Genomic DNA, 25,810 nt, shown 5'->3' with positions numbered 1-25,810 from the left:
CTGCCGCTTTCTCGGCTCAGGCGGTCGTTTTTCTTCAGTCCTCGCCTCCCGCTCCGTCCGCCTCCCGGCTCAGGAACAGGGCGAAGACCGGGGGGCGCTGTTGGAGGAGTTCCAGGCGACCGCCGTCTGCTTCGGCCAGGTCGCGGGCTACGGCCAGGCCGAGGCCCGTGGAGTTGTGGCCGCTCACGGTGCGTTCGAAGACTCTTGCGCCCAGTTCCGGGGGGACGCCGGGGCCGGCGTCGGTGACTTCCACCACCACCTGGTTGCCTGTCGTCCGCGTGCGCAGCGCCACCGTGCCGTCGCCGTGCATGAGGGAGTTCTCCACCAGGCACGCCAGGACCTGGGACACCGCGCCCGGGGTGCCCACCGCTCGCAGGCCCGGTTTGCCGGAGTGGACGATCGCGCGGTTGGCGCTGCGGTACGCCGGGCGCCATTCCTCCACCTGCTGGATCACGACCTCGTCCAGGTCGAAGCTCACCGCCGAGCCCAGGCGGGCGTCGCGGGCGTTGGTCAGGAGGCGCTGGACCACGTCCGTCAGGCGTTCCACCTGGGACAGCGCGATCGTCGCCTCCTCCTTCACGGTGTCCGCGTCCTCCGTCGCGATGATCTCCTCCAGCCGCATCGTCAGCGCCGTCAGTGGCGTGCGGAGCTGGTGGGAGGCGTCGGCGGCCAGGCGGCGTTCGGCGGTGAGCATGCGGGCGATCCGTTCCGCGCTCGCGTCCAGCACGTCCGCGACCCGGTCCAGCTCCGCGACGCCGTAGCGGCGGTGGCGCGGGCGGGGGTCGCCGGAGCCGAGGCGTTCGGCGGTCTCCGCCAGGTCCGTCAGCGGCGCGGCCACGCGGTGGGCCTGCTGGACGGCGAGGAGCGCGGCGGCGACGATGGCCAGCAGTGAGACGACCAGGATGATCGTGACCATCCGGCCGATCTCGTTGCTGACCACGCTCTTGGGCTGGATGACGGTCACGGTCTCCCCGTGCACGCCGGTCTCGGTGACCTCCATCACCTCGCCCTCGGGCCGCAGCCCGATGAGGACCGGCGCCTCCCCGACGAGCTGGATCTTGACGAAACGGTCGGCCGGTGCGAGCGGGCGCATCTTCTCGGCCGTCACCGGTTCGCCGGCGGCGATCCGGCTCTCCACGTCGCCCAGCAGCCGGGCCACCTCCGCGTCGAGCCGGTCTCGCGCGCTGGACTCGATCGAGCGGCTCTCGACCACGAAGAGCGAGACGCCGAAGACCGCGATGACGACGAGGACCACGGCCAGCGTCGAGTTGATCAAACGGCGGCGCACGCCACGAGCCCCCCGTCAGCTCTTCTCGAAGCGGAAACCCACTCCCCGGACCGTCGCGATGTAGCGGGGGTTGGCGGCGTCGTCACCGAGCTTCTTCCGGAGCCATGAAATGTGCATGTCGAGAGTCTTGGTCGAGGACCACCACGTCGTGTCCCAGACCTCGCGCATCAGCTGTTCCCGCGTGACGACCCGCCCGGCGTCCCGGACCAGGACCCGTAGCAGGTCGAACTCCTTGGCCGTCAGGTGCAGTTCCTCGTCGCCCATCCACGCGCGGTGGGATTCGACATCGATGCGGATGCCGTGCACGGCCGGGGCCGGGGCGGCCTCGGCGGTGCCGCGCCGCAGCAGGGCCCGGACACGGGCCAGCAGTTCGGCGAGGCGGAACGGCTTGGTGACGTAGTCGTCGGCGCCCGCGTCGAGGCCGACGACGGTGTCGACCTCGTCCGCGCGGGCGGTCAGGACCAGAACGGGGAGGCCGAGACCCTCGGTCCGGAGTCTTCGGCACACTTCGAGGCCGTCCATGCCGGGCAGCCCGAGGTCGAGCACGACCAGATCGACGTCGCCCCGCAGCCCGGCTCGCAACGCCCCCGGCCCGTCCTCGCGCACCTCCACCTCGTATCCCTCGCGGCGCAGCGCTCGGGCCAGCGGCTCCGAGATGGATGCATCGTCCTCGGCGAGCAGTACTCGGGTCATGGGCTGATGGTAGACGCCCACGGCTGACCTGCCAGGAACGCGGCAGGACGGGACTCAGTCACCCGCCGAGGGGCCGGACAGCTCGGCCCAGACGGTCTTGCCCGGTTGGTCCGGGTTCTCGGTGACGCCCCAGTCGAGGCTCAGCCGCTGGACGATGAACATGCCGTGGCCGCCGGGGCTGCCGACCCGGCGGGTGGTGGCGAGGGCGGGCGCGCCGTCGCCGAGGTCCAGGACCTCGACGCGCAGCAGCTTGCCGCTGCGGCTCACGCGGAGTTCCTCGGGGCCGTCGGCGTGCAGGCAGGCGTTGGTGACCAGCTCGGAGACGACCAGCAGGACGTCCTCGGCCACCGCGCGCTGCTCCTCGGAGACCGACGGCAGCCAGCCCCAGTCCCGCAGCGCCTCGCGCGCGAACTCGCGGGCGAGCGAGACGACGCCGGCGGCCCCCGCCAGCCGCAGCGAGCGCGTCTGCCGTGCGGGCTCCGGCTCCGTGGCGGTCGGCGCCCCGGAGGACGCGGGCGCCCCGGCCGGTGCGGGCGACGCGGGCGCTGCGGACGGCGCGGACGGCGCGGACGGCGTGGGTGAAACAGTCGGTACGGGCGGGGTGGGCGATTCGGGGCCCGGTTCTCCCGCCGGATACGGCTGGGTGGTACCCATATGCGCTCCCCTCACCGCATCGCCGCGTCTCCGGATGGCCGTGCCGGGCCGTCCCGGTGGCCCGGCGTGACTGATCTCCTGCCCTCACGGGGGGAGACCACACCCGTTCCCTTCCGGTAACAGTGTGACGCGATGGCCGGCGGTTCGCACCGGCTCCCACGGGCCGTGCTCATTCGGCCGGAAGGGCCGCGAGGGCCTCGTCGAGGCTGTTGTGCACGACGAAGACCGAACCGGCACCCGTTATCTCGAAGACGCGGGCGACATTCGGGCGCATTCCGGCCAACTGCACCTCTCCCCCCACCGCCTCGGCCTCCATGCGCGCGGCGAGAAGGACGTTGAGACCGGTGGAATCACAGAATTCGAGCGCCGAACAGTCGATAACGATCCGGGTACAAGCGTCGGCGACGCATGCGTCGAGCGCCTCGCGCAGCTCTCCCGCGGAGTGGTGGTCCAGCTCGCCGATCGGCGAGACCACCGCCCCCGTGCCCACGCGCCGCACTTCGACCGTCAGTTGGCGCGGGGTGCGTTCACCCGGCATCCCACGGTCCATGCAGCCCCCTTCATTCCGGAGCCCGTTCCTGGCTAGGTTCGAACCATAACCCCTGCCGGGGGCCCTCAACACCTGAACAAGACGGACAATACACCGATTTCAGGCGTAGCAGGCTTGCCATCGTCAGCGCGCGACCGGTAGGTCTAGAACACGTCGATCCCCACGCCGGCTTTGGAGGCGCCGCACCCCGCAGTGCACGTCACGGCTTCGGCAGCCATATGCCGAGAAGAATTCGGAGGACACCTCATGTCACCCGCCCCTGAAACCCCTCACCCGCGCACCGGCGTCCCCACCGCCACCGCACTGGCGGCGGAAGTGGAAGAAGAAGCGGCAGAAGTGGACGTCCTCGCGTCGCTGCCCGAGCTCCCGCACTACGACGTGGTCGCGCCGCCCGACGCGCGGGCCCTGTCCAAGAGCCTTTTCGCCCGTCTGCGGACGCTCGACGAGGGCACCCACGAGCACGCGTACGTGCGCAACACCCTGGTCGAGCTCAATCTGGCGCTGGTGAAGTTCGCCGCCGCCAGATTCCGCTCGCGCAGCGAGCCGATGGAGGACATCGTCCAGGTCGGCACCATCGGCCTGATCAAGGCGATCGACCGCTTCGAGGCCGACCGCGGTGTGGAGTTCCCCACCTTCGCGATGCCGACGATCATCGGCGAGATCAAGCGCTTCTTCCGGGACACCTCCTGGTCGGTCCGCGTGCCGCGGCGGCTTCAGGAACTGCGCCTCGACCTGGCCAAGGCCGGGGACGAGCTGGCGCAGCAGCTGGACCGCTCCCCGACCGTCGCCGAGCTGGCCGAGCGGCTGGGGATCAGCGAGGACGAGGTCGTGGAGGGCATGGCCGCGTCGAACGCGTACACCGCCAGCTCGCTGGACGCGCAGCCCGAGGACGACGACGCCGAGGGCGCCCTGGCCGACCGCATCGGCTACGAGGACCACGGCCTGGAGGGCATCGAGTACATCGAGTCCCTCAAGCCGCTGATCGCCCGCCTGTCCCCGCGTGACCGGCGGATCCTGGCGCTGCGCTTCGTGGCGAACATGACCCAGTCGGAGATCGGCGAGGAGCTGGGGATATCGCAGATGCACGTCTCGCGGCTGCTGGCCCGCACGCTGGGCAGGCTGCGCCGCGGGCTGCTCGTCGAGGACTGACGGCACGGACTGGCGGCACGCACCGACTCCTCGTGCCCGGTCCGCACCGGCCGCGCGCGCCGGGGCCCCGTACGTCCGTTCGGACATGTCGGGTCCCCGGCGTCGCCATTAGGGTGACGGCATGCTGAGCACCCTGCTGTCCGTGAACCTCGGCCGGGCCGCCGCCTCCGCGCACACCGAGGCGCCCAGTGGCCTCACCGGCATCGACAAGCGACCCGCCGCCGGGCCGGTGGCCGTGTCCGCGCCCGGCCCGAAGGGCACCGGCGGCAGCGGCCTGGCCGGGGACGCGATCTGTCACCTCCGCCACCACGGCGGCGACGACCAGGCCGTCTACGCCTACGCCCGCGAGGACCTGGACCGCTGGGAGGCGGCCCTCGGCCGGAAGCTGGCCAACGGCATCTTCGGCGAGAACCTCACCACCAGCGGCATCGACGTCAACGGCGCGCGCATCGGGGAACGGTGGCGGATCGGCCCGGACCTGGTGATCGAGGCCACCTCCGCCCGCACCCCGTGCCGCACGTTCGCCACGTGGCTCGACGAGCGCGGCTGGATCAAGCGCTTCACGCGCGAGGCCGCGCCCGGCGCGTACTTCCGCGTGATCCGGCCGGGCGTGATCCGGGCCGGTGACCCGATCGAGATCGTCCACCGGCCCGGGCACGAGGTGTCCGTCGCGTTCCTCTTCCGCGCCGAGACCACCGAGCCGGAGCTGCGCCCCCGGGTGCTGGCCGCCGGTGAGGCGCTGCACCCGGAGGCCCTGCGCAAGGCCCGGAAGTGGGCCGCCGAGGCCGCCGAGGCGGCCGGGACGGCGGGACCGGCGGGACCGGCCGGGGCCGGGGACCTCAGGCGTTGAGGATCTCGAAGATCTGCGGATAGTTCCCGTCGGGGTCCTCGACGGTGGCCAGCAGGACCGGCTCGCCGGGGGCCGGCTCGCTGACGGGCCGGATCCAGTGCGCGCCGAGTTCGTCGAGCCGGGCCTCGGCCGCCTTGATGTCGTCCACCAGGATGTTGAACAGGACGCGCCCCGGCTCGGCCGCCTTCGGCCCGACGTCGTCCCGGTGCTCGAAGATCAGCCAGGTCCCGCCCAGCTCCAGCGCGAGCACCGGCCCCTCGGGCGTGCTCTCCTCCGGCCGGTCCTGCGGCCCGAACGCCGCCCGGTACCACTCGTAGAGCCGCCGCGGATCGGCGCTGCCGAGCACCAGGCCGCCCAGCCGGGGCTTCGGGCCGGTCTTCTCGTTCTCGTAGGTCATGGTGTTGTCGTCGGCGTCCGTCATGTCGGGTCGCTCCCTGCCGTTCGTCGGTCGTCTGTCGGGTATGAGGACCGGCCGGGAAGCGGAAACTCATCGGCCGGGCGCGCTCCGATACCAACTGCCTTACCGTCTGGACAGGTTGGCGGCATGCCGGGATTCTTCGGTCATGGGCTACCCCACGCAGCCGGGTCACCCGGGCTACGGACCGCCGCACCACCCCGCCGCCTACCCGCCCGTCCCACCACCGCCGCCGCCGCACTACGGGCTGCCGCCGACCGCCGGGCCCGCGCTCGGGCTGATCATCGTCCTGGCCGGACTGCTCGTCGTGGGCCTGGGCATGGCCGTGCTCGCATGGCTGTCCTGGTCCGACGGCTACGCCGGAGAGGACTCCGTGCCGCTGAGCGGTGTGGCCGCGGAGTTCTACCCGGAGCCGGCGCGGGACCTCATCGGCGGGTACGAGCACGTCTACCTGCGCCACCTCAGCTGGGTGACCGCCCTCGGCGCCGCGCTGACGGCCGTCCTGGCGACCTGGCCGCACCCCGGGCCGGGGCAGCGGGCGGCGCTGCGCGGGGTGGCGGTGATCCTGTGCGTCTTCGGGCTGGTCTCGACGATCGTCGTCGCCACCTCGCTGCTCGACCTGGGCGACGAGGGCGCCTTCGACGTGTCGGCCGGCCCGTGGGTGGTGGTCGCCGGGTACGGCGCGATGGCGCTGGGCGCGCTGCTCGGCCCCCCGCGCCCGGCCGTCGGCCCGCGCTAGCTAGCGGGCCGCGCCGAGCGCGGCGATGGCGTGGGCCAGGGTCTGCGGGACGTGGGGCACGAGCTGGTGGATGCCGTCCCGGACGATGTGCCGGCCGCCGACGACCGTGTGCCGCACGTCCGCGCAGGTCGCCGCGAACACAGCGGCCTCGGCCCCCAGCCGGGGCGGCGGCCCGGCCGTGCGCACGGAGTCCAGGGCGAGGGTGGTGAAGTCGGCCAGGCCGCCCGGTTCGAGGCGGCCGGCCTCCGGCCAGCCGAGCGCGGCGTGGCCGCTCTCACCGGCGGCACGCAGCAGCTGCGCGGCGGTGAAGTGGCCGCGGGCGCGGGTACTGAGGCGCTCGTGCATCTCCAGGGCGCGGGCCTCTTCGAGCGGGTCGATCACGGCGTGGCTGTCGCTGCCCAGGCACAACGGGCTGCCCGCCGCGCGCAGCCGCGCGGCGGGCCCGATGCCGTCCGCGAGGTCCCGCTCGGTGGTGGGGCACAGGCAGGCGGTGGTGCCGGAGCCGCCGAGCAGGGCGATGTCGTCCCCGGTGAGGTGGGTGGCGTGCACGGCGGTGGTGCGCGGGCCGAGCACTCCGTGGTCCGCGAGGAGGCGGGCCGGGGTGCGGCCGTGGACGCGGAGACAGTCGTCGTTCTCCTTCGGCTGCTCGGAGAGGTGCACGTGGAGCATGGCGTTCCGGTCGGTGGCCCAGGCGGCGACGGTGGCGAGTGCGTCGGCGGGCACGGCCCGTACCGAGTGGATCGCGGCGCCGACGCGGGCGGTGTCGCCGTCGGCGCGCAGCGCGTCGGCCCGCTCGGCCCAGGCGTCGGCGGTGCCGTCGGAGAAACGGAGCTGCGCCCGGTCCGGCGGCTCGCCGAATCCGGCGGAGAGGTAGCAGGTGTCCAGCAGTGTGACGCGGATCCCGGCCGCCGCGGCGGCGGCCATCAGGGCCCGGCCCATGGCGTTGGGGTCGCCGTAACGGGCACCGCCGCGGTCGTGGTGCAGGTAGTGGAACTCCCCGACGCACGTGACGCCCGCGAGCGCCATCTCGGCGTACACGGCGCGGGCCAGCTCGTAGTACGAATCGGGGGTGAGGTCCTGCGACAGCGCGTACATCGAGCTGCGCCAGGTCCAGAACGTGCCGCTGCCGATCTGGACGCTGGAGCGCAGCGCGCGGTGGAAGCAGTGGCTGTGGGCGTTGGCGAACCCGGGCAGTGTGAGCCCCCGCAGCGCGACGGCCCCGGCCGGGGGCTGCGCGACCTCCGTCCGGACGCCGGTGACGCGGCCGGTGGCGGCGGCCGTGGTGATCAGCACGCCGGGTTCGACGGTGTCGTTGAGCCAGGCGTGCTCGGCCCAGTAGGTCTGCGCGGTCAGGGACACGCCGGAACCTCCACTTCGTCACTGAGGCCCACGACCGGAGAGGCCGCAGCACACCGGGTCCCCGGACGGAGCCCCCACGAAACGACCTCCCGCCCCGTACCGGGAGCCGCCCGGGCCGGTCCCCGGGCCGAGCCCCCGGCCACACGGCCGCGCCACCGCACCACCGGGCGACCGCACACGCGCGGGAGGGAACCGGCGATGCGCGGGCCCGCCCGCCGGGGTGGCAGGGTGGACAGCGCCACGGGAGAGGGAACCGGCGATGCGCGGGCCCGCCCCGCGCGGGGTGCCCGGGCCCCGGACGGGCCCTGACCCCGGCCCGTCACCCCGCACCCCCGGGCCGGTGCCACGCCCCACGGCCTCTCGCCCGGATCTCCACAGCCGCCCGGCACCTGCCCGAACCGCCACACGAACCGCCGCACGAACCGCGCCCCCGGCCCACCCGGGCCCGGAAGCACCGCGCTCCCCGGCCGGGAGTACCCGACCCGCGCCCACGACGGGCACGGCAACCCGGCGTGACGCGCGGAGGCGCCCCCGGAACGTCCGGTCCGGATCTCCGCAGGCCCCGGAAGGCCCGGACCACACCGCCGCACCGACGCGCGGGGGCGCGGGGGCCCACGCCCAGGGGCCACCGCTCCCCGGCCGGGGACGAGACGGGCACCCCACCACGCGCCGGGCCGGTGCCACGCCCCGGACGTCCGCCCGGATCTCCACCGCCGGGCCGCGGCGCCGGAGTGGTGTGGGGGCTGTGCGTGCCATCCGTCTGCCTTCCTGGCGCCTTTGCCGTCGTGGTGCCGCCCGTGTTTGGCTGGCGGCATGGCGCTGTCCGCGCGGCGGGACGCGGCCGTTCGGGCCGTGGTCGCCCGTCGTCTCCTCACCGACGGCCATCCGCTGGCCGCGCTGCTCGACCTGCGCGGCGTCCGGGAAGCCGCCTCCGCTCTCCATGCTGCCTTCGATGCGGTCGTCGCGCCCGGCCAGCCGGTGCTGCACACCTTCGCGGTGAAGGCGGGCGCCCTCGTGCCCGTGCTGCGGCTGCTCGACGGGCTCGGCATCGGCTGCGAGGTCGCCAGCCCCGGCGAGCTGGCGCTCGCCCGCGCCGCCGGGGTGGCCCCCGGCCGCATCGTGCTGGACTCCCCCGCCAAGACCCCGTCCGAGCTGCGCGCGGCCCTCGCGCTCGGCGTCGCGCTCAACGCCGACAGCCCGCAGGAGCTGGCCCGGCTCGACACCCTGCGCGACGCCCTGCTCACGGCCCCCTCCGGCCCGCTCGGGCTGCGCGTCAACCCGCAGCTCGGCGGCGGCACCATCGGCGCGATGAGCACCGCCACCGCCACCGCCAAGTTCGGCGTCGCGCTCCAGGACCCGGGCGCCCGTGCCTGGGTCCTGCGCGCCTGCCTCGACCGGCCGTGGCTGACCCGGCTGCACTGCCACGTGGGCTCGCAGGGCATGGCGCTGGAGCGGATGGCGGCGGGCGTGCGGGCCACCTACGAGCTGGCCGAGGAGATCAACGCGGCGGCCGGCCGCCGCCAGGTCGACACCATCGACATCGGCGGCGGCCTGCCGGTGAACTTCACCTCCGACACCGTCGCCCCCACCTTCGCCGGCTATGCCCGCCTGCTGCGCGACACGGTCCCGGGCCTGTTCGACGGCCGGTACGGGCTGGTCACCGAGTTCGGCCGGGCGCTGCTGGCCAAGGCCGGGATGGTCGTCGCCCGGGTGGAGTACACGAAGTCGGCGGGCGGGCGGCCCATCGCCATCACCCACGCGGGCGCGCAGATCGCGGTCAGGACGGTGTTCGTGCCGGAGTCGTGGCCGATCCGGGTGGCGGCCTACGACGCCGGGGGCGCGCCCAAGGCGGGCCCGCCCGTCCGCCAGGACATCGCGGGGCCGTGCTGCTTCGCCGGGGACCTGGTGGCCCGCGACCGGCCGCTGCCGCCGCTGGAGCCGGGCGACCTGGTCGCGCTGCTGGACACCGGCGCGTACTACTTCTCCACGCCGTTCGGCTACAACGCGCTCCCGCGGCCCGGCGTCTACGGGTACACGGCCGGCGACGAGGCGCCCGGACAGGTCGCGTTCACCACGCTGCGCCGCCCGCAGACCATGGCCGAGCTGGTCGCGGAGCACGGCGGGGCGGACGGAGGCGACACATACGGGGGCTAGCCCCACTGCCCGGCCGCCGGGGGCCGCCGTACCGTGTGGTCATGATGAGTGGCCGTGACACCGAGCTGAAGCGTGACTCCGCCCTCAAGGGGGAGCTGGAGGCCGCCGTGCAGACCCGCAAGGAGCTCGGCGAGACGTACGAGTCGGAGCTGGTCGACTCGTTCCTGGAGAAGGTCGAGCAGCGCATCGACGCCACCGTGGACAAGCGGGTGCGCCGCCGGCTCGCCGAGCAGCAGATGGTCATCGCGCGCGGCGGCCGGCCGGCGCCGGGCGGCGGCGGGGAGAGGAACGGGCCGGGGGCCGCGTTCGCGCTCGCCGCGCTCTCCCTGGTGCTGGCGATCCCGCTGTCCGCGATCGCCGCCGTGCAGACGGGCCTGGCGGGGATGTTCGTCTGCTGGGCCGGGATCGTGGGGGTCAACGCCTGCTTCGCGGGCGGCAAGTGGCTCGGCCGGAAGACGCCCGACGGCGACTGGGACTGAGGGAAGAAGCAGGCGGGGACCGCCGCACCCCGGTGTAGTCACCAGGGGCGGGACGACGGCGGTCCCCGCGGGGACACGGGCCGGGTCGGGGCCTCGCGTCCGGGCGACCAGGGAGGTCCGGGAGCCGCTCCGGAGGTCCTTGGTGCCGACATCCAGAACTCTGCCGGACCGGTGTTAACGACGCGTTGCCCGGCCGTGACACTTCGGGATCTCTTGCCCGACCAGGTCGCGCCGCGCCCCCTGACCAGTCGCTTCCCTGTTCCCGTGCCCCCTGCCCGTTCCCGTTCGCCGCTACCGCTCCGCGTCGCCGCCCGCCAGGAACGCCAGCAGGTCCTGGCGGCTGACCACCCCGGCCGGCTTGCCCTCCACGAGCACCACCGCCGCGTCGGCGTCCCGCAGCACGGCCATCAGGTCGCCCAGCGGCTCGCCGGAGCCGACGTGCGGCAGCGGTCGGCCCATGTGCTGCTCCAGCCGGTCCCCGAGGGCCGCCTTCTGCGTGAACAGGGCGTCCAGCAGCTCACGTTCGACGACCGAGCCGACGATCTCGGCGGCCATCACGTCGGGGTGCCCGGCGCCGGGCTTGACCACCGGCATCTGCGAGACGCCGTACTCGCGCAGCACCTCCACCGCCTCGCCCACCGTCTCGTCGGGGTGCATGTGCACCAGGGACGGCATGTCGCCCTCCTTGCGCCGCAGCACGTCGGCCACCCGTGCCTGCGGCTCGCCGCCCTCCAGGAAGCCGTAGTCGGCCATCCACTCGTCGTTGAAGATCTTGCTCAGGTACCCGCGCCCGCCGTCCGGGAGCAAAACCACCACCACGTCCTCCGGGCCGAGCCGCCGCGCCACCCTCAGGGCGGCGGCCACCGCCATCCCGCAGGAGCCGCCGACCAGCAGGCCCTCCTCGCGGGCCAGCCGCCGCGTCATCTGGAAGGACTCCTTGTCGGAGACGGCGACGATCTCGTCCGCGAGGTCCCGGTCGTACGCGTCGGGCCAGAAGTCCTCGCCGACGCCCTCGACCAGATACGGCCGCCCCGAGCCGCCCGAGTACACCGAGCCCTCCGGGTCGGCGCCGATGACCCGGACCCGTCCGCCGCTGACCTCCTTCAGGTAGCGGCCGGTGCCGGTGATGGTGCCGCCGGTGCCGACGCCGGCGACGAAGTGCGTCAGCCTGCCGTCGGTCTGCCGCCAGGTCTCGGGCCCGGTGGTCTCGTAGTGGGAGAGCGGGTTGTTGGGGTTGCTGTACTGGTCCGGCTTCCAGGCGCCCGGCGTCTCGCGGACCAGCCGGTCGGAGACGTTGTAGTAGGAGTCCGGGTGCTCGGGGGCGACGGCGGTGGGGCAGACGACGACCTCGGCGCCGTAGGCCCGCATCACGTTGATCTTGTCCGAGGAGACCTTGTCCGGGCAGACGAAGACGCAGCGGTAGCCCTTCTGCTGGGCCACGATCGCCAGGCCGACGCCGGTGTTGCCGGACGTCGGCTCCACGATCACGCCGCCGGGCCGCAGTTCGCCGGACCGCTCGGCCGCCTCGATCATCCGCAGCGCGATCCGGTCCTTCACCGAGCCGCCCGGGTTGAAGTACTCCACCTTGGCCAGCACGGTGGCGGCGATGCCGGCCGTCACCTTGCTCAGCCGGACCAGCGGGGTGTTGCCGACAAGGTCGATCATCGACTCGTGATACTGCACCTGGGTCTCCGCATGTCAGGGGCGGGTTCGTCCGTCCTCTCCCTGCACCCTATTGCGTTGCGCGGCGGCTCGCGCTGGGCACCACTTCAGTGAAGATCGGTCCGGCGGTGAGCCGGTGGCAAGTCGGGAGCGGGCCATGTCGAGGGCGAGAGTGGCACGGAGGATCGCGACCGCGGCGGCGTTCGGCGGCGGCGGCATCAGCCTGGTGGGAGGCGCTGCGGCCGGGCTGGTGCTGACCGAGATGCGGTACGCGCGGCGGCGGCTGAGCGGCGGGGAGGAGGACGCCGAACCGCCGGTCGCCGAGGGCCTGTACGGGACCGCGTTCGCCGACAGCCGCCGGGCGCCGTGGCGGCTGGCGATGCTGGGCGACTCGACGGCCGCCGGGCTGGGCGTGCGGCGCGCCGGGCAGACCCCGGGCGCGCTGCTGGCCTCAGGGCTGGCGGCGGCGTCGGAGCGCCCGGTGGAGCTGCACAACGTGGCGCTCTCGGGCGCCAGGTCGGCCGATCTGGAACGGCAGGTGTCGCTCCTGCTGACCGACCCGGGCCGGGCGCCGGTCCCCGACGCGTGCGTGATCATGATCGGCGCCAACGACGTCACCGGCCGCGTCCCGCCGGCCCGTTCGGTCAAGCATCTGGCGGACGCGGTGGCCCGGCTGCGCACGGCGGGCTGCCAGGTGATCGTGGGGACCTGTCCCGACCTGGGCTCGGTGGAGCCGGTGGGGCAGCCGCTGCGCTGGATCGCGCGGCGGCTGTGCCGTCAGCTGGCGGCGGCCCAGACGATCGCGGTGGTGGAGCTGGGCGGCCGGACGGTGTCGCTGGGCACGCTGCTGGGGCCCGAGTTCGCCGCGAACCCGCGCGAGTTGTTCGGCCCCGACCGCTACCACCCCTCCGCCGAGGGGTACGCGACGGCCGCGATGGCGATCCTGCCGACGCTGTGCGCGGCGCTGGGCGCCTGGCCGGAGGAGGAGCGGGCGGAGGCCCGCCGCAGGGAGCGGCTGCTGCCGGTGGCCGACGCGGCGGTCAGGGCCGCGGCCGAGGGCGGCACGGAGGTCAGCGCGGCGCGGGCCGCGGGGCGGCGCGTGCCGTGGGCGCTGCTCAGCCGCCGGCGCCGCCGGCCGCTGCCCGAGCAGGACCAGGATCACGCTCCCGTGCACGTGACACACACTGCTACTAGCGGGTAATTTCGCGGCGAGAGTCCGACTCCGCTCACCCGCAGCCGCCCGGAGGTCCCCGTGCCAGAAGCAGTGATCGTCTCCGCCGCCCGTTCTCCGATCGGCCGTGCCTTCAAGGGCTCGCTGAAGGACGTCCGCCCCGACGACCTGACCGCGACGATCGTGCGGGCCGCGCTGGACCAGGTGCCCGCGCTCGACCCGTCCGACATCGACGACCTGATGCTGGGCTGCGGCCTGCCGGGCGGCGAGCAGGGCCACAACCTGGGGCGCGTCGTCGCCGTCCAGCTCGGCCTGGACCAGCTCCCGGGCTGCACCGTCACCCGGTACTGTTCGTCGTCGCTCCAGACCACGCGCATGGCGTTCCACGCGATCAAGGCCGGTGAGGGCGACGTCTTCATCTCGGCCGGCGTGGAGATGGTCTCGCGCGCCGTCTACGGCACCTCGGACAACCTGGAGGGCACGCACAACCCGCTCTTCGCGGACGCCGAGGCCCGCACCGCGGAGCGCTCCGAGAAGGCCGGCGAGGGCTGGCACGACCCGCGCGAGGACGGCGAACTGCCCGACGTCTACATCGCGATGGGCCAGACCGCGGAGAACCTGGCGCGGCTGAAGGGCGTCACCCGCCAGGAGATGGACGAGTTCGCGGTCCGGTCGCAGAACCTCGCGGAGAAGGCCATCGCGGACGGCTTCTGGCAGCGCGAGATCACCCCGGTGACGCTGCCGGACGGCTCGGTCGTCAGCGCCGACGACGGCCCGCGCCCCGGCGTCACGCTGGAGGGCGTGGCGGGCCTGAAGCCGGCCTTCCGCCCCGACGGCCTGGTCACCGCGGGCAACGCCTGCCCGCTGAACGACGGCGCCGCCGCGCTGGTCGTCATGTCCGACACCAAGGCGCGGGAGTTGGGGCTGACGCCGCTGGCGCGGATCGTGGCCACCGGTGTCTCCGGCCTGTCGCCGGAGATCATGGGCTACGGCCCGGTCGCCGCCACCCAGCAGGCCCTGGCCCGCGCCGGGATGACGATCGACGACATCGATCTGGTGGAGATCAACGAGGCGTTCGCCGCCCAGGTCATCCCCTCCTACCGTGACCTGGGCATCGACCTGGACCGGCTGAACGTCAACGGCGGCGCCATCGCGGTCGGCCACCCGTTCGGCATGACGGGCGCCCGGATCGCGACTACGCTCATCAACTCGTTGCGGTGGCACGACAAGCAGTTCGCCCTCGAGACGATGTGCGTCGGGGGCGGCCAGGGCATGGCCATGATCCTGGAGCGACTGAGCTGAAGGTGACATAAGGTGCTCATGGTGCGGGAAGGGGCCTGCGTCACTTGGTATATACGGGCGATACCGAAGCGGACCCGGGATGTGATCCGGCCCGGCAGTCTCCGCGAAACCGCAGGTCAGCGGGGTGCGGGGGGCGCGTTTTGGACCAAAGTCCCGTCCCATTCATGACGTTTCGCACTGCACGCCGTGGCCGCGCCCCGGAAACCTGAGATAAGAAGTCAGGGACCGAGAGCACTGGGAGCGAGTCCGTGAGCGCCATATCCGTCATCCTGCTGGTGGCCGCAGGCACCGCCGTTGCCCTGGGCGCCGGAGCCCTGCACACCGCCCGCGGCCTGCGGGCGGAAGTCGCCGCGCTCCGCGCCGAGCTGGCCGGGCGCACGGTGCCCGCGGCCCGGCCGGTCCCGGCCGAGGAGATCCGCTGTGCCGTGGCCGCCGCCCTGGCGGACGAGCGGGAGCGGGAGCTGGCCGAGGCGCGGGCGTACTGGGCCGAGCAGGACGCCCGGGAGAACGACGGCCCGGCCGCCCTGCTCGGCGGCCGGGGCCTCGGGTACGAGGTCGCGGAGGCCGACGAGGAGTTGCTCGACGCCCTGCTGGAGCGGTATCTGCTGAGCGACTCCGGCCTGCCCGCGGCCGGGTCGGGCCGGGACGGCGGGGTGCTCATGGCCCGCCAGCCCGGCGACGACGCCGAGGGCGGCACCGCGCCCGCCGAGGCCGGGTCCGTTCCGGGCGCCGCCCCGGGCGGCGGGGCCGCCGGGGCGGAGCTGCCTGCCGAGGGCCCGGCGGAGACCGGGGAGTCGGCCGAGCTGGCCGCCGCCCGCCGCCGCCACCCGTCGCACCCGGGCTTCACGCTGTCCGGCGAGCCGGTGGACCGGGCCGGCGCCGACCGGTCGGCGCGCGAGGAGCACCGGCGTACCGCGGACCGGCTGGCGCGGCTGGCCGAGGCCGGGATCCCGCTGGCCGACGTGCGGCAGGGGCCGCTGGGCACGCTGGACGTGTTCCTCTTCGCCGACGGCACCACGCTGTGTCTCTCGCCCAGCCACCAGGAGGCGGCCCAGCGGCTCGCCGCGGCGGTGCGGGCCGGGGAGCAGCCGGTGCTGATGGGCGGCTCGGGGGTGTCCGGCGCGTACGCGCTGACGTTCTCCTGCGGGCCGGACAGCGTCTATCTGCTGGCCGACCGGGTGGTGGCCTCCAGCCACCGCGGCGAGTAGGCGGGGCGGGCGTGGCCGGAGTGGACACGGGCGAGCTGGACGAGGCCGTGGAGTCGTTCGCGGAGCGGCTGCGGGCGCTGCCGGAGAGCCGTCTGCGGCGCGGGGCCGGGGCGGCGGGCCTGGAGGTGGCCCGGGAGCTCGCCGGGCGCGCGCAGCGCCTGGAGCAGCCGTTCGGGGGCGTGCGCCGGATGCCGGACGCGGGGCTGTGGGTGGTCGGGGATCAGGTGGCGGTCGCGGGGCACGACCTGTCCCGGGCGATCGGTGAGGCGGCGGACGCGGAGGCCGCCCGGCGGGAGCTGGCGGCGGCCCTGGAGCTGCTGCGGCGGGTCACGGTGTGACGCGGGCGCGCCTGACGCACGAGGGCCCCGGCGGGACGGTCGTCCCGCCGGGGCCCTTCCGTGGGGCGCGGCGTCCGGCGCCGCGGGGCGCCGTCACCGGCGTCAGTCGCCCTGCAGGATGGCGACCAGCCGCAGGAACTCCATGTAGATCCACACCAGGGTCAGGGTCAGGCCGAAGGCGGCCAGCCACGACTCCTTCTCCGGGGCGCCGTAGGCGATGCCGTCCTCGACCTGCTTGAAGTCCAGGGCGAGGAAGCAGGCGCCGAGGACGATGCCCGCGATGCCGAAGACGACCCCGAGGGCGCCGTCGCGCAGGCCCAGCCCGTTGCCGTCGCCGATGAGGGCGACCACCAGGTTCACCATCGACAGGAGGATGAACCCGACGGCGGCGGCCAGCACGAACTGGGTGAACCGGGCGGTGACCCGGATGATCCGCTGCTTGTACATGACGAGCACGCCGACGAACACGGCCATCGTGCCGAGCACGGCCTGCATGGCGGCGCCGGGCGCGGCGGCGTTGATCGCGTTGCTCACGGCCCCGAGGAAGAGGCCCTCGAACGCGGCGTACCCGAGGATCAGCGCGGGCGACGGGGTGCGCTTGAAGCTCTGCACCAGCGCCAGGACCAGCGCGACGAGGGCGGCGGCGACGGCGATGCCGACCGGGAGGTCGGTGATCCACGCCACCGCGGCCGTGGCGATCACGGTGCCCAGGGTGAGCGCGGTGCGGGAGACGACGCTGTCGATCGTCATCACACCGGGGCGCGCGGGGGCGCCCGGCGGCACCACTCCGCCCTGCGGGCCCACCTGCGGCTGCGCATACGGGTTGCCCGGCTGCGCGTACGGGTTGGTCGGGCTGCCCGCGTACGGAGTCCCGGTCTGCGGCTGCGGTCCGGCGTTGAAGCCGGCGTAGCCACCGTCCCGACTGAACCCCCGACGCGTGAAGACCGGGTTGCTGCTCCTCATCTCACTCCTCCATGGCCGCACGGCACGGCCTTGACCACCAGAGTAATGCGTAAGCAAAGACCGCACGGTAGTGCGTTGATGAAAACGTGAGGAAGTGCCGCGATGTTCCCGCCGGAGCCCCCGCCCGGGCCCCCGCCGCCGGGAGGGCGCCGGCCGGTGTCAGCCGTTCCCGCTGATCAAGGGCTTGGGGCTCTGGGTGCCCGGAGCCGGACTTGAACCGGCACGGCCCGAAGGCCAGCGAGTTTTAAGCTCGCCGTGTCTGCTTTCCACCATCCGGGCACAGATCCCAAGCCGTACCGGGCGCAGGCGCGCGCCGTGTCGCTCATGAGCTTAACGGGCTGGTTCGGCCGAACACCGGTGCCCCAGGCCGACGTTGTCTGATTTTATGAGCTGCTGACGAGTCATCAGGTGGCTACTGCCCGGTCACGGGCCGCTTCATGCCGTCGGCGTCCACGCCCGGCACGCCGAGGAATGACGCAAATCAACCCTCCGCAGCCTCACGCGCACTCAGGGGTGACGTCATCCTCAGGTATGACGGGCGGCCCGCACGCGTAACCCTGAAGAACTCCCCGGAACCCGCACCTGGAGGGATCCCCCGCGTCAGGGCGCTGGCCGAGGATGGGACCGTACCGCCCCGTCCCGCGATGAAGGAGTTCACCGGTGTCCCCCTCAGCCCCCTCCACCACATACGCCGCCAAGGCCACGGATCTGACCAAGGTGTACGGAGAGGGCGAGACACGGGTCGTCGCGCTCGACCACGTCTCGGTCGAGTTCCGGCAGTCCGAGTTCACCGCGATCATGGGCCCCTCCGGCTCGGGCAAGTCCACGCTGATGCACTGCATGGCGGGCCTCGACTCGGTCTCCGGCGGCTCGGCCCGCATCGGGGACACCGAGCTGACCGGCCTGAGCGACAAGAAGCTGACGAAGCTGCGCCGCGACCGGATCGGCTTCATCTTCCAGGCGTTCAACCTGCTGCCCACGCTCAACGCCATCGAGAACATCCGGCTGCCCATGGACATAGCTGGCCGGAAGCCCGACGCCGAGTGGCTGGACACCGTCATCGCCACCGTGGGCCTCGCCGACCGCCTCAAGCACCGGCCCGCCCAGTTGTCCGGCGGCCAGCAGCAGCGCGTCGCGGTCGCGCGGGCCCTCGCCGGGCGGCCCGACATCATCTTCGGCGACGAGCCCACGGGCAACCTCGACTCCCGGGCCGGTGCCGAGATCCTCGGCTTCCTGCGCAACTCGGTGCGGGAGCTGGGCCAGACGGTCGTGATGGTCACCCACGACCCGGTCGCCGCCTCCTACGCCGACCGCGTCGTCTTCCTCGCCGACGGCCGGGTCGTGGACGACATGGCGGAGCCGACCGCCGAGCGCGTGCTGGAGCACATGAAGCGGTTCGACGTCGGCGGGCGCACCAGCTAGCCCCGGCCCCGCGCCCGGGCCCCGCGCCATCCGGCCCCGCCGGACCCCACGACTTTCTCCCGCCCACACCACTGTCTGGATCCGCCATGCTCACAACCGCCCTGCGCAACGTGCTCGCGCACAAGGCCAGGCTGATGATGACCACCCTGGCCGTGCTGCTCGGCGTCGCCTTCGTGGCCGGCACCCTCGTCTTCACCTCCACCGTCTCCGAGGCGTTCCGGCGCAGTTCCGAGGAGGGCCTGACCAACGTCGACCTGGCCATCCAGCCGGACGACGACAGCGAGGCCGCCGAGGCCGCGCCCGGCGACCCCGCCAACCTCGGCCAGGACCTGCTCGACCAGGCCGCCGCCCTGCCCGGCGTCGCCTCGGCCACCGGCCGCGTCTCCGGCTTCGCCGCCCTGGCCGACAAGGACGGGGACCTGGTCGGCGCGGGCTGGGACACCAGCGGCGCCAACTACTACGCCGGTCCGGACGACACGGGCGACGCGGCGCGGTACCCGATGGAGACCGGCCGCGCCCCCGAGCGGGCGGGCGAGATCGCCATCGACGCCGCCACCGCCGACCGCACGGGCTACGAGGTGGGCGACACCGCCCGGGTCTCGGTGGACGGCCCGGTCCGCGAGGAGACCATCACCGGCGTCTTCACCACCGACGACGGCACGGTCGCGGCCGGCGGCTCGCTGCTGCTGTTCGACACGGCCACCGCCCAGGAGCTGTACACGGCGCCCGGCGAGTACACCCAGATCACGCTGGAGGCCGGCGAGGGGACCACGCAGCAGGAGCTGCGGGACGCGGTCACGCCGCTGCTGCCGGCCGACGCGGAGGCCATCACGGGCGAGCAGCTCGCGCGGGACCAGGCCGACGAGATCGAGACGGCCACCAGCGGCTTGCGGACGACGCTGCTGGTGTTCGCCGGGATCTCCCTGTTCGTCGGGATCTTCATCATCGCCAACACCTTCACCATGCTCGTCGCGCAGCGCACCCGCGAGCTGGCGCTGCTGCGCGCGGTGGGCGCCACCCGCCGGCAGGTGACGCGGTCGGTGCTGATCGAGGCGCTCGTCGTCGGCACGGTCGCGGGCCTGGCGGGTTTCGCGGCGGGCATCGGGGTCGCGGTGGGCCTGCGCGGGCTGATGGAGTCGTTCGACCTCACCATCCCCGACGGGCCGCTGATCATCTCCGGCTCGGCCGTGGCGGCGTCGCTGGTCGTGGGCGTCCTGGTGACGATGCTCGCCGCCTACCTGCCCGCCCGCCGGGCCGCGAAGATCCCGCCCGTCGCCGCCATGAACAGCGTGCACGCCACCCCGAGCGGGCGCGGCCTGCTGGTGCGCAACAGCATCGGCGCGCTGTTCGCCGCCGCGGGCGCCGCCCTCGTCCTGGCCGGTATCGGCGCGGACGACCAGGGCGCCACCATGGGCCTGGGCGCCGGGCTGCTGGTCATCGGCGTCTTCGTGCTGACCCCGCTGCTGTCCCGCCCGGTGATCGCGGCGGCGAGCCCGCTGCTGCGCGTGTTCGGCGTCTCGGGAAGGCTGGCCCGGCTCAACGCGGTCCGCAACCCGCGCCGCACCGCCGCCACCGCCTCGGCGCTGATGATCGGGCTGACGCTGATCACCGGCATCACGGTGATCGCCGACTCGATGGCGAAGAGCATCGACAACATGGCCGCCGAGTCGCTGCGCTCGGACTACGTGGTGTCCATGGCCAGCTTCGGGCCGCTCTCGCCCGAGGTGGAGCGCACGCTGGCCGAGCAGCCGGAGGTCACCGCGATCACCGGGCTGCGGCTGTCGCCCGCGCTGGTCGGGGAGGACTCCGCCGACGAGAACCTGACGGGTGTCAACGGCGCCGCGATCGGTGAGCTGACCGACCTCGACTTCACCGCCGGTTCCTTCGCGGGCCTCAGCGGGAGCAACGTGGTGGTGGACACCGACACCGCCGAGGACCACGGCTGGCGCCTGGGGACCACGTTCCCCGTCACGTACGAGGACGGCGCGACCGGCGAGCTGACCGTGTCCGGGCTCTACGAGGGCAACATGATGATCAACGGCATCATGGTGGACAGCGCCACGCTGGACCCGCACATGGAGCGCGTCGAGGTCGTCCAGGTCATGCTCCGCACGGAGGACGGCGCGAGCGACGCGGCCAAGGACCAGCTGGAGCGGGTCCTCGGCGACAACCCGGCGATCCTGGTGCAGGACAAGGAGGACATCTCCGAGGACATCGCCTCCTTCTTCACCCTCTTGCTGAACATGGTCTACGGGCTGCTGGCGATGGCGGTGATCGTGGCGGTCCTCGGCGTCATCAACACCCTGGCCATGTCGGTGTTCGAGCGCCGCCAGGAGATCGGCATGCTGCGGGCGATCGGCCTGGAGCGGGGGGCGACGAAGCGGATGGTGCGGCTGGAGTCCGTGGTGATCGCCCTGTTCGGCGGGGTGCTGGGCGTCGCCCTGGGCACCTTCTTCGGCTGGGCGGTCGGTGAGGTGCTCGCGGGCTTCATCACCACGTTCGAGCTGGTCCTGCCGTGGGGCCGGATGGTGGTCTTCCTGGTCCTGGCCGGGCTGGTCGGCGTCCTGGCCGCCCTGTGGCCGGCCCGCCGCGCCGCCAGGCTGAACATGCTGGCCGCGATCAAGGCCGACTGACCGGCACCGCCTTCCCGTTCCCCGGGCCGGGGCCGCCGCACGGCGGTCCCGCCCCGGTCGCGTGTCGTGTGTGCCGGGAGCGCCGCCGGGTCAGGCCACGCCCTCCGTCCAGGTGCGGGGGCGCAGGGGCAGCGGGGAGTCGCCGGCCGGGGTGGGGCGGACGGCCAGGACCTGGTTGACGCCGAGGCGGGCGTGCTCGAAGGCCAGGGCGCAGGCGGCCATGTACAGGCGCCAGACCCGGGCGCGGCCGGGACTGGTGAGCCGGACCGCCCGGGACCAGTCGCCCTCCAGGTTCCGCACCCAGCGGCGCAGCGTCAGGGCGTAGTGCTCGCGCAGCGATTCGACGTCCCGGACCTCGAAGCCCGCCTTCTCCAGCAGCGACACCGTGCGGCCCAGCGGCGCCAGCTCCCCGTCGGGGAAGACGTACGCGTCGATGAACGGGTCGACGCGGTACGCCGATTCGTCCGGCAGCGGGCGGCGGGCGATCTGGTGGTTGAGCAGCCGCCCGCCGGGGCGCAGCAGGCCGAACAGCCGGTCGGCGTACTCGCGGTAGCGGGCGGCGCCGACGTGCTCGGCCATGCCGACCGAGGCGATGGCGTCGAACGGGCCGTCGGCCGTCTCGCGGTAGTCCTGGACGCGGATCTCCACCCGGTCGGCCAGGTCCTCCTTGGCGACCCGCTCGCGGGCGAGGGCGGCCTGCTCGGTGGAGAGCGTGATGCCCACGACCCGCGCGCCGTGGTGCTGGGCGGCGTGCAGCGCCAGCGAGCCCCAGCCGCAGCCGACGTCGAGGAGCCGGTCGCCCGCGCGGAGCCCGAGCTTGCGGCAGATCAGGTCGAGCTTGGCGGCCTGCGCGTCCTCCAGCGACGCGGTGTCCTCGTCCCACACGGCGCACGAGTAGACCATCGAGGGGCCGAGGACCAGCTCGTAGAAGTCGTTGCCGACGTCGTAGTGGTGGCTGACGGCCTGCCGGTCCCGGCGCGGGGAGTGCGGCGCGCCGCCGCGGCGGCGGATCTCCTCGCGGGGCGGCGGCGGGGGCAGCGGCAGCGGGCGGCCGGCGAGCGCGAGCAACTCGCGGAAGGCCGTCAGCCGCGCCCGCCCGGTCATCGGGGGGCGGTCGCCGTGCACGAGGACCGAAAGGCCGTCCAGCGCCCGGTACAGGTCGCCCTCGACGTCGAGGTCTCCGGCCACCCAGGCCCTGGCCAGGCCGAGTTCGCCCGGCTTGAACAGCACCCGGCGCAGCGCCCGCGGGTGCCGCAGGACGACGACGGGCTCGCCGGGCGGTCCGCTCTCGCTGCCGTCCCAGGCGCGGACGCGCAACGGAAGCGGCGTTCCGAGGAACTGTCCGGCGAGGTCGGCGAGACGGGGGGCGACAGCCATGGGACACACCTCCAGGAATATCCACAGGAGTGGGCAGGTGCCGCATACCACCTTGGCACCCGATGGCCGGGGAACGCCCTCACCAGGCCGTCGATTCCGCCGTTCGCCGCCGCCGGGAGCATGAACAGCACAACGCGAAAAGGGGCGGGACGGCTCTCGCCGCCCGCCCCTGCCGCGCCGGTGCGCGGGGAGTCAGCTCGCCCTGGCCGCCGGCTCGTCGGACCGGGGCTTGGACTCGGCCGCCGCGGTGACGGGGGCCGCCGCCTCGTAGAACTCCTCGCGCGGGTGCTCCATCGCGCCGAGGGACACCACCTCGCGCTTGAGGAACATGCCCAGGGCCCAGTCGGCGAAGACCCGGATCTTGCGGTTCCAGGTCGGCACGGCCATGCCGTGGTAGCCGCGGTGCAGATACCAGCCGAGCCGGCCGCGGAAGCGGAGGGTCAGCCGGCCGAGCTTGATGAGGGCGACACCCTTGTGGAGGCCGAGACCGGCCACCGCGCCCATGCTGGCGTGCTTGTACTCGTGCTGCGGGAAGCCGCGCATCCCGGAGATCACGTTGTCCCCGAGGACCTTGGCCTGGCGCAGCGCGTGCTGGGCGTTGGGCGGGCACCAGGCGTTCTCCTGGCCGGCCGCGCGGGCGGCCAGGTCGGGGACCTGGGCGTTGTCGCCGGCCGACCAGATGTAGTCGGTGCCCTTGACCTGGAGGGTGGCCTCGGTGTCCACGTGACCGCGCGGGCCGAGCGGCAGGCCGTACCGGGCCAGCACCGGGTTGGGCTTGACACCCGCGGTCCACACGATGGTGTTCGAGTCGGCCTCGACGCCGTTGCTGAGCACCACGTGGCCGTCGACGCAGGACGTGAGCGACGTCCCCAGGTGCACCTCGATGCCGCGCTTCTTCAGGTGCTCCAGACCCCACTCGCCGAGCTTCGGGCCGACCTCGGGGAGGATCTTGTCCGCGACGTCGACGAGGAGGAAACGCATGTCCTCGCGCCTGACGTTGGGGTAGTACCGGGCCGCGTCGCGGGCCAGGTCCTCGATCTCGCCGATGGTCTCGGCCCCGGCGAAGCCGCCGCCCACGAAGACGAACGTCAGCGCCCTGCGGCGGATGTCCTCGTCGGTGGTGGAGTCGGCCTTGTCGAACTGCTCCAGCACGTGGTTGCGCAGCCCGATCGCCTCCTCGACACCCTTCATGCCGATGCCCTGCTCGGCCAGGCCCGGCACGGGGAAGGTGCGGGACACCGCGCCGAGGGCCACCACCAGGTAGTCGAAGGGCACCTCGTACGCCCGGCCGACGAGCGGCGAGACGGTGGCGACCCTGCGGTCCTGGTCGATGGAGGTGACCCGCCCGGTGAGAACCTCGGCGCCGGGCAGCACGCGGCGCAGCGGGACCACGACGTGGCGGGGGGAGATGCTTCCGGCCGCCGCCTCCGGGAGGAACGGCTGGTAGGTCATGTACGAACGCGGGTCGACGACGGTGACGGTCGCCTCGCCGTAACGCATCTTCTTCAGGATGCGGCGGGCTGCGTACAAACCGACGTACCCGCCACCAACGACGAGAATGCGGGGACGCTCCGTGGTGCTCATGGCATCGAGTATCCACCCGGGGGGAGGGGGGTGCTCGTGAGGGGGTTCACAAGCAGGTACGGGGGTTCTGTTACACTACGCGCCTTTGTTACCAGCAAGTAAACATCGCCGCCCGGCGCCGCGGCGGCGTCCGAGAGATCGGCGCAGGTCGCGGGCGTGGATCCCGCTCCGGCACCCTCGCCCGAACGGCCGGGCCCGCCCCGGACACCGCCCGGACGGGGCCGGGGAAGGGCCCGTGCGGGCCGTTCCCCGGCCGTGACGGCCGTGCGTCGGGGCGGTTTCGCGGGGCAGCATGTGAAAAACTTCACGAACTTCTTCCGGGGCCCGTTCCGCAGGGGCTCTCAGCGGGTCAGGACCGACCACAGGATGCCGTCGAGGATGTCGTGCTCGCTCACCACGACCTCCCGCGCGCCCGTCCGTTCGAGCACCTTCGTCAGGATCAGCGCGCCCGCGCCGATCACGTCCACCCGGCCCGGGTGCATCACCGGGATCGCGGCGCGCTCGGCGTGGGTGGCGGCCAGCAGCCGGGCGGTGATCTCGCGGACGCGGTCGGCGGTCAGGCGGGAGTGGTGGATCGCGGCCGAGTCGTAGGCGGGCAGGTCGAGGGCGATCGCGGCGAGCGTGGTCACCGAGCCGGCCAGCCCGACGAGGGTGTGGGTGGCGTCCAGCGGGACCCGTTCGGCCGCGAGCGCGAGCGCGGCGTCGATGTCGGCGCTCATCGCGGCGATCTGGCCGTCCGTCGGCGGATCGGTGACGCGCCCGTCGTGCAGCAGGTGCCGCTCGGTGAGGCGGACGCAGCCGATGTCGACGCTGCGGGCGGCGCGCACCGCGTCGTCGCCGAGCACGAACTCCGTGGAGCCGCCGCCGATGTCGAGGACCAGGTACGGCGGCGTCGTCCCGGGCCGCCCGGCCAGCTCCTTGGTGGCGCCGGTGAAGGAGAGCGCGGCCTCCTCGTCGCCGCTGATCACCTCGGGCGTGATGCCGAGGATGTCCCGCACGCCGCGCGTGAACTCCTCGCGGTTCTCCGCGTCGCGCGAGGCGGAGGTGGCGACGAACCGCGTCCGCTCCGGCGTGATGCCGTGTTCGGCCATCGCCGCGGCGTACGCGCGGCAGGCGGCGAAGGTGCGCTCCAGCGCCTCCGGCGCGAGGCGGCCGGTGCGGTCCACGCCCTGGCCGAGCCGGACGATCTCCATCCGCCGGTCGAGGTCGGTCAGCCGGCCGGTCGCCGGATCGGCGTCGGCGATCAGCAGGCGGATGGAGTTGGTGCCGCAGTCGATCGCGGCGGCTGCCGTCATGCTTCGTCGTCTCCTTCGGAACGGACCGGGACGCAGGGCCCCTTGCGCCACCACTCGGGCAGCATGGCCAGCGCCTCGTCGCCCAGCGGGTTCACCCCGGGCCCGGCGGCCAGGGAGTGGGCGACCAGCACGTGCAGGCACTTGACCCGGTCGGGCATCCCGCCCGCGCTGGGGAAGCCCGGCAGCACCTCGATGGCGTCCCGGCGCGCGAGGTAGTCCTCGTGCGCGGCCCGGTACGCGGCGGCCAGCCCGGGGTCCTCGGCCAGCCGGGCAGTCATGTCCTTCATCACGCCCTCGGCCTCCAGGGTGCCGATGGCGGAGGCGGCGCGGGGACAGGTCAGGTAGTAGGTCGTGGGGAACGGCGTGCCGTCCGGCAGGCGGGGGGCCGTCTCGACCACGTCCGGGTTGCCGCAGGGGCAGCGGTGGGCGACGGCGCGCAGACCGCGCGGTGTCCGGCCGAGCTGTTCCTCGACCGCGGCGGCGTCCGTCGGGGTTGGGGTTTCCACGGGTGGCTTTCTGTCAACG

The 25,810-nt window shown here is 73.7% G+C and carries 23 protein-coding genes and 1 tRNA gene; 11 read left to right on the top strand and 13 right to left on the bottom strand.

The window, feature by feature from the left end; genetic code table 11:
* Positions 1 to 34: 34 nt before the first annotated feature.
* The 4 genes from ACSNOC_RS04785 to ACSNOC_RS04770 all read right to left on the bottom strand — a co-directional run bounded on the left by ACSNOC_RS04785 (position 35) and on the right by ACSNOC_RS04770 (position 3,185).
* The gene (locus ACSNOC_RS04785; protein WP_436745956.1) at positions 35 to 1,288 is read right to left on the bottom strand and encodes an ATP-binding protein; all 1,254 of its coding nucleotides are present in this window, start codon (positions 1,286 to 1,288) and stop codon (positions 35 to 37) included.
* Between the two features lie 15 nt (positions 1,289 to 1,303).
* A complete protein-coding gene (locus tag ACSNOC_RS04780) occupies positions 1,304 to 1,981 on the bottom strand; it encodes a response regulator transcription factor (RefSeq protein ID WP_436745955.1) in 678 nt (225 codons plus the stop codon).
* A gap of 54 nt (positions 1,982 to 2,035) precedes the next feature.
* Positions 2,036 to 2,635, bottom strand: a complete 600-nt coding sequence (locus ACSNOC_RS04775; protein ID WP_436745954.1) for an ATP-binding protein — start codon at positions 2,633 to 2,635, stop codon at positions 2,036 to 2,038.
* A 169-nt stretch (positions 2,636 to 2,804) separates the two neighbouring features.
* Positions 2,805 to 3,185 carry an STAS domain-containing protein gene (locus ACSNOC_RS04770; RefSeq protein ID WP_436745953.1) on the bottom strand — a complete coding sequence of 127 codons (381 nt, stop codon included), beginning with the start codon at positions 3,183 to 3,185 and terminating at the stop codon, positions 2,805 to 2,807.
* 246 nt (positions 3,186 to 3,431) lie between these two features.
* Here ACSNOC_RS04770 and ACSNOC_RS04765 point away from each other — a divergent pair, with 246 nt between their 5' ends.
* Positions 3,432 to 4,334: an RNA polymerase sigma factor SigF gene (locus tag ACSNOC_RS04765; protein ID WP_436745952.1), complete on the top strand. Its 903-nt coding sequence runs from the start codon at positions 3,432 to 3,434 to the stop codon at positions 4,332 to 4,334.
* Positions 4,335 to 4,455: 121 nt separating this feature from the next.
* Positions 4,456 to 5,184 (top strand): MOSC domain-containing protein, encoded by a 729-nt coding sequence (locus ACSNOC_RS04760; RefSeq protein WP_436745951.1) that lies wholly within the window; start codon positions 4,456 to 4,458, stop codon positions 5,182 to 5,184.
* On the opposite strand, the gene ACSNOC_RS04755 is transcribed toward ACSNOC_RS04760, so the two are convergent.
* Positions 5,174 to 5,605 (bottom strand): VOC family protein, encoded by a 432-nt coding sequence (locus ACSNOC_RS04755; RefSeq protein ID WP_436745950.1) that lies wholly within the window; start codon positions 5,603 to 5,605, stop codon positions 5,174 to 5,176. The genes ACSNOC_RS04760 and ACSNOC_RS04755 overlap by 11 nt on opposite strands.
* Before the next feature lie 142 nt (positions 5,606 to 5,747).
* On the opposite strand from ACSNOC_RS04755, the gene ACSNOC_RS04750 reads away from it, so the two are divergent.
* A complete protein-coding gene (locus tag ACSNOC_RS04750; RefSeq protein WP_436745949.1) occupies positions 5,748 to 6,338 on the top strand; it encodes a hypothetical protein in 591 nt (196 codons plus the stop codon).
* Here ACSNOC_RS04750 and ACSNOC_RS04745 read toward each other — a convergent pair whose 3' ends face one another.
* Positions 6,339 to 7,697 (bottom strand): formimidoylglutamate deiminase, encoded by a 1,359-nt coding sequence (locus ACSNOC_RS04745; protein ID WP_436745948.1) that lies wholly within the window; start codon positions 7,695 to 7,697, stop codon positions 6,339 to 6,341. It lies immediately after the preceding gene.
* 813 nt (positions 7,698 to 8,510) lie between these two features.
* On the opposite strand from ACSNOC_RS04745, the gene ACSNOC_RS04740 reads away from it, so the two are divergent.
* Entirely contained in the window at positions 8,511 to 9,851 is a 1,341-nt protein-coding gene (locus tag ACSNOC_RS04740) for a diaminopimelate decarboxylase (protein WP_436745947.1), read from the top strand.
* A 44-nt stretch (positions 9,852 to 9,895) separates the two neighbouring features.
* Positions 9,896 to 10,330: a hypothetical protein gene (locus ACSNOC_RS04735; protein WP_436745967.1), complete on the top strand. Its 435-nt coding sequence runs from the start codon at positions 9,896 to 9,898 to the stop codon at positions 10,328 to 10,330.
* A gap of 291 nt (positions 10,331 to 10,621) precedes the next feature.
* Here ACSNOC_RS04735 and ACSNOC_RS04730 read toward each other — a convergent pair whose 3' ends face one another.
* Positions 10,622 to 12,013 carry a cystathionine beta-synthase gene (locus ACSNOC_RS04730; protein ID WP_436745946.1) on the bottom strand — a complete coding sequence of 464 codons (1,392 nt, stop codon included), beginning with the start codon at positions 12,011 to 12,013 and terminating at the stop codon, positions 10,622 to 10,624.
* Positions 12,014 to 12,149: 136 nt separating this feature from the next.
* Here ACSNOC_RS04730 and ACSNOC_RS04725 point away from each other — a divergent pair, with 136 nt between their 5' ends.
* The 4 genes from ACSNOC_RS04725 (at position 12,150) to ACSNOC_RS04710 (ending at position 16,011) form a co-directional block, all read left to right on the top strand.
* Positions 12,150 to 13,193, top strand: a complete 1,044-nt coding sequence (locus tag ACSNOC_RS04725) for an SGNH/GDSL hydrolase family protein (RefSeq protein ID WP_436745945.1) — start codon at positions 12,150 to 12,152, stop codon at positions 13,191 to 13,193.
* Between the two features lie 51 nt (positions 13,194 to 13,244).
* Positions 13,245 to 14,465 carry an acetyl-CoA C-acetyltransferase gene (locus ACSNOC_RS04720; RefSeq protein ID WP_436745944.1) on the top strand — a complete coding sequence of 407 codons (1,221 nt, stop codon included), beginning with the start codon at positions 13,245 to 13,247 and terminating at the stop codon, positions 14,463 to 14,465.
* A 248-nt stretch (positions 14,466 to 14,713) separates the two neighbouring features.
* Complete coding sequence (locus ACSNOC_RS04715) at positions 14,714 to 15,673, top strand: hypothetical protein (RefSeq protein ID WP_436745943.1); 960 nt, start codon at positions 14,714 to 14,716, stop codon at positions 15,671 to 15,673.
* A gap of 11 nt (positions 15,674 to 15,684) precedes the next feature.
* Complete coding sequence (locus ACSNOC_RS04710; RefSeq protein WP_436745942.1) at positions 15,685 to 16,011, top strand: hypothetical protein; 327 nt, start codon at positions 15,685 to 15,687, stop codon at positions 16,009 to 16,011.
* 102 nt (positions 16,012 to 16,113) lie between these two features.
* Here the strand turns inward: ACSNOC_RS04710 and ACSNOC_RS04705 are convergent, their stop codons facing one another.
* Positions 16,114 to 16,974: a Bax inhibitor-1/YccA family protein gene (locus tag ACSNOC_RS04705; protein WP_436745941.1), complete on the bottom strand. Its 861-nt coding sequence runs from the start codon at positions 16,972 to 16,974 to the stop codon at positions 16,114 to 16,116.
* A 197-nt stretch (positions 16,975 to 17,171) separates the two neighbouring features.
* Positions 17,172 to 17,253 (bottom strand) — tRNA-Leu (locus tag ACSNOC_RS04700).
* Between the two features lie 381 nt (positions 17,254 to 17,634).
* On the opposite strand from ACSNOC_RS04700, the gene ACSNOC_RS04695 reads away from it, so the two are divergent.
* Together ACSNOC_RS04695 and ACSNOC_RS04690 are read left to right on the top strand one after the other, a co-directional pair.
* A complete protein-coding gene (locus ACSNOC_RS04695; protein WP_436745940.1) occupies positions 17,635 to 18,396 on the top strand; it encodes an ABC transporter ATP-binding protein in 762 nt (253 codons plus the stop codon).
* A gap of 86 nt (positions 18,397 to 18,482) precedes the next feature.
* Entirely contained in the window at positions 18,483 to 21,029 is a 2,547-nt protein-coding gene (locus tag ACSNOC_RS04690; RefSeq protein WP_436745939.1) for an ABC transporter permease, read from the top strand.
* A 90-nt stretch (positions 21,030 to 21,119) separates the two neighbouring features.
* Here ACSNOC_RS04690 and ACSNOC_RS04685 read toward each other — a convergent pair whose 3' ends face one another.
* From ACSNOC_RS04685 to ACSNOC_RS04670, 4 genes are all read right to left on the bottom strand, one after another.
* The gene (locus ACSNOC_RS04685; protein ID WP_436745938.1) at positions 21,120 to 22,406 is read right to left on the bottom strand and encodes a class I SAM-dependent methyltransferase; all 1,287 of its coding nucleotides are present in this window, start codon (positions 22,404 to 22,406) and stop codon (positions 21,120 to 21,122) included.
* Positions 22,407 to 22,598: 192 nt separating this feature from the next.
* Complete coding sequence (locus ACSNOC_RS04680) at positions 22,599 to 23,990, bottom strand: NAD(P)/FAD-dependent oxidoreductase (RefSeq protein WP_436745937.1); 1,392 nt, start codon at positions 23,988 to 23,990, stop codon at positions 22,599 to 22,601.
* Positions 23,991 to 24,331: 341 nt separating this feature from the next.
* Entirely contained in the window at positions 24,332 to 25,285 is a 954-nt protein-coding gene (locus tag ACSNOC_RS04675) for a Ppx/GppA phosphatase family protein (RefSeq protein WP_436745936.1), read from the bottom strand.
* Complete coding sequence (locus tag ACSNOC_RS04670; protein WP_436745935.1) at positions 25,282 to 25,791, bottom strand: DUF501 domain-containing protein; 510 nt, start codon at positions 25,789 to 25,791, stop codon at positions 25,282 to 25,284. The genes ACSNOC_RS04675 and ACSNOC_RS04670 overlap by 4 nt, the downstream gene beginning before the upstream one ends.
* Between the last annotated feature and the right edge of the window lie 19 nt (positions 25,792 to 25,810).

It is taken from the genome of Streptomyces sp. URMC 129 (genome assembly GCF_051386415.1).
In the GTDB taxonomy this organism is placed as follows: domain Bacteria; phylum Actinomycetota; class Actinomycetes; order Streptomycetales; family Streptomycetaceae; genus Streptomyces.
Note: the sequence above shows the minus strand (reverse complement) of the source record. Positions and strands in the feature narration are given on the sequence as shown.

What these genes read in the sequence shown, in the direction of transcription:
- ACSNOC_RS04775 (WP_436745954.1), bottom strand. Translation starts at nt 2,635, where the DNA reads ATGGGTACCACCCAGCCGTATCCGGCGGGAGAACCGGGCCCCGAATCG.
- ACSNOC_RS04760 (WP_436745951.1), top strand. Translation starts at nt 4,456, where the DNA reads ATGCTGAGCACCCTGCTGTCCGTGAACCTCGGCCGGGCCGCCGCCTCC.
- ACSNOC_RS04735 (WP_436745967.1), top strand. Translation starts at nt 9,896, where the DNA reads ATGAGTGGCCGTGACACCGAGCTGAAGCGTGACTCCGCCCTCAAGGGG.
- ACSNOC_RS04690 (WP_436745939.1), top strand. Translation starts at nt 18,483, where the DNA reads ATGCTCACAACCGCCCTGCGCAACGTGCTCGCGCACAAGGCCAGGCTG.
- ACSNOC_RS04740 (WP_436745947.1), top strand. Translation starts at nt 8,511, where the DNA reads ATGGCGCTGTCCGCGCGGCGGGACGCGGCCGTTCGGGCCGTGGTCGCC.
- ACSNOC_RS04675 (WP_436745936.1), bottom strand. Translation starts at nt 25,285, where the DNA reads ATGACGGCAGCCGCCGCGATCGACTGCGGCACCAACTCCATCCGCCTG.
- ACSNOC_RS04705 (WP_436745941.1), bottom strand. Translation starts at nt 16,974, where the DNA reads ATGAGGAGCAGCAACCCGGTCTTCACGCGTCGGGGGTTCAGTCGGGAC.
- ACSNOC_RS04755 (WP_436745950.1), bottom strand. Translation starts at nt 5,605, where the DNA reads ATGACGGACGCCGACGACAACACCATGACCTACGAGAACGAGAAGACC.
- ACSNOC_RS04685 (WP_436745938.1), bottom strand. Translation starts at nt 22,406, where the DNA reads ATGGCTGTCGCCCCCCGTCTCGCCGACCTCGCCGGACAGTTCCTCGGA.
- ACSNOC_RS04680 (WP_436745937.1), bottom strand. Translation starts at nt 23,990, where the DNA reads ATGAGCACCACGGAGCGTCCCCGCATTCTCGTCGTTGGTGGCGGGTAC.
- ACSNOC_RS04765 (WP_436745952.1), top strand. Translation starts at nt 3,432, where the DNA reads ATGTCACCCGCCCCTGAAACCCCTCACCCGCGCACCGGCGTCCCCACC.
- ACSNOC_RS04770 (WP_436745953.1), bottom strand. Translation starts at nt 3,185, where the DNA reads ATGGACCGTGGGATGCCGGGTGAACGCACCCCGCGCCAACTGACGGTC.
- ACSNOC_RS04750 (WP_436745949.1), top strand. Translation starts at nt 5,748, where the DNA reads ATGGGCTACCCCACGCAGCCGGGTCACCCGGGCTACGGACCGCCGCAC.
- ACSNOC_RS04780 (WP_436745955.1), bottom strand. Translation starts at nt 1,981, where the DNA reads ATGACCCGAGTACTGCTCGCCGAGGACGATGCATCCATCTCGGAGCCG.
- ACSNOC_RS04725 (WP_436745945.1), top strand. Translation starts at nt 12,150, where the DNA reads ATGTCGAGGGCGAGAGTGGCACGGAGGATCGCGACCGCGGCGGCGTTC.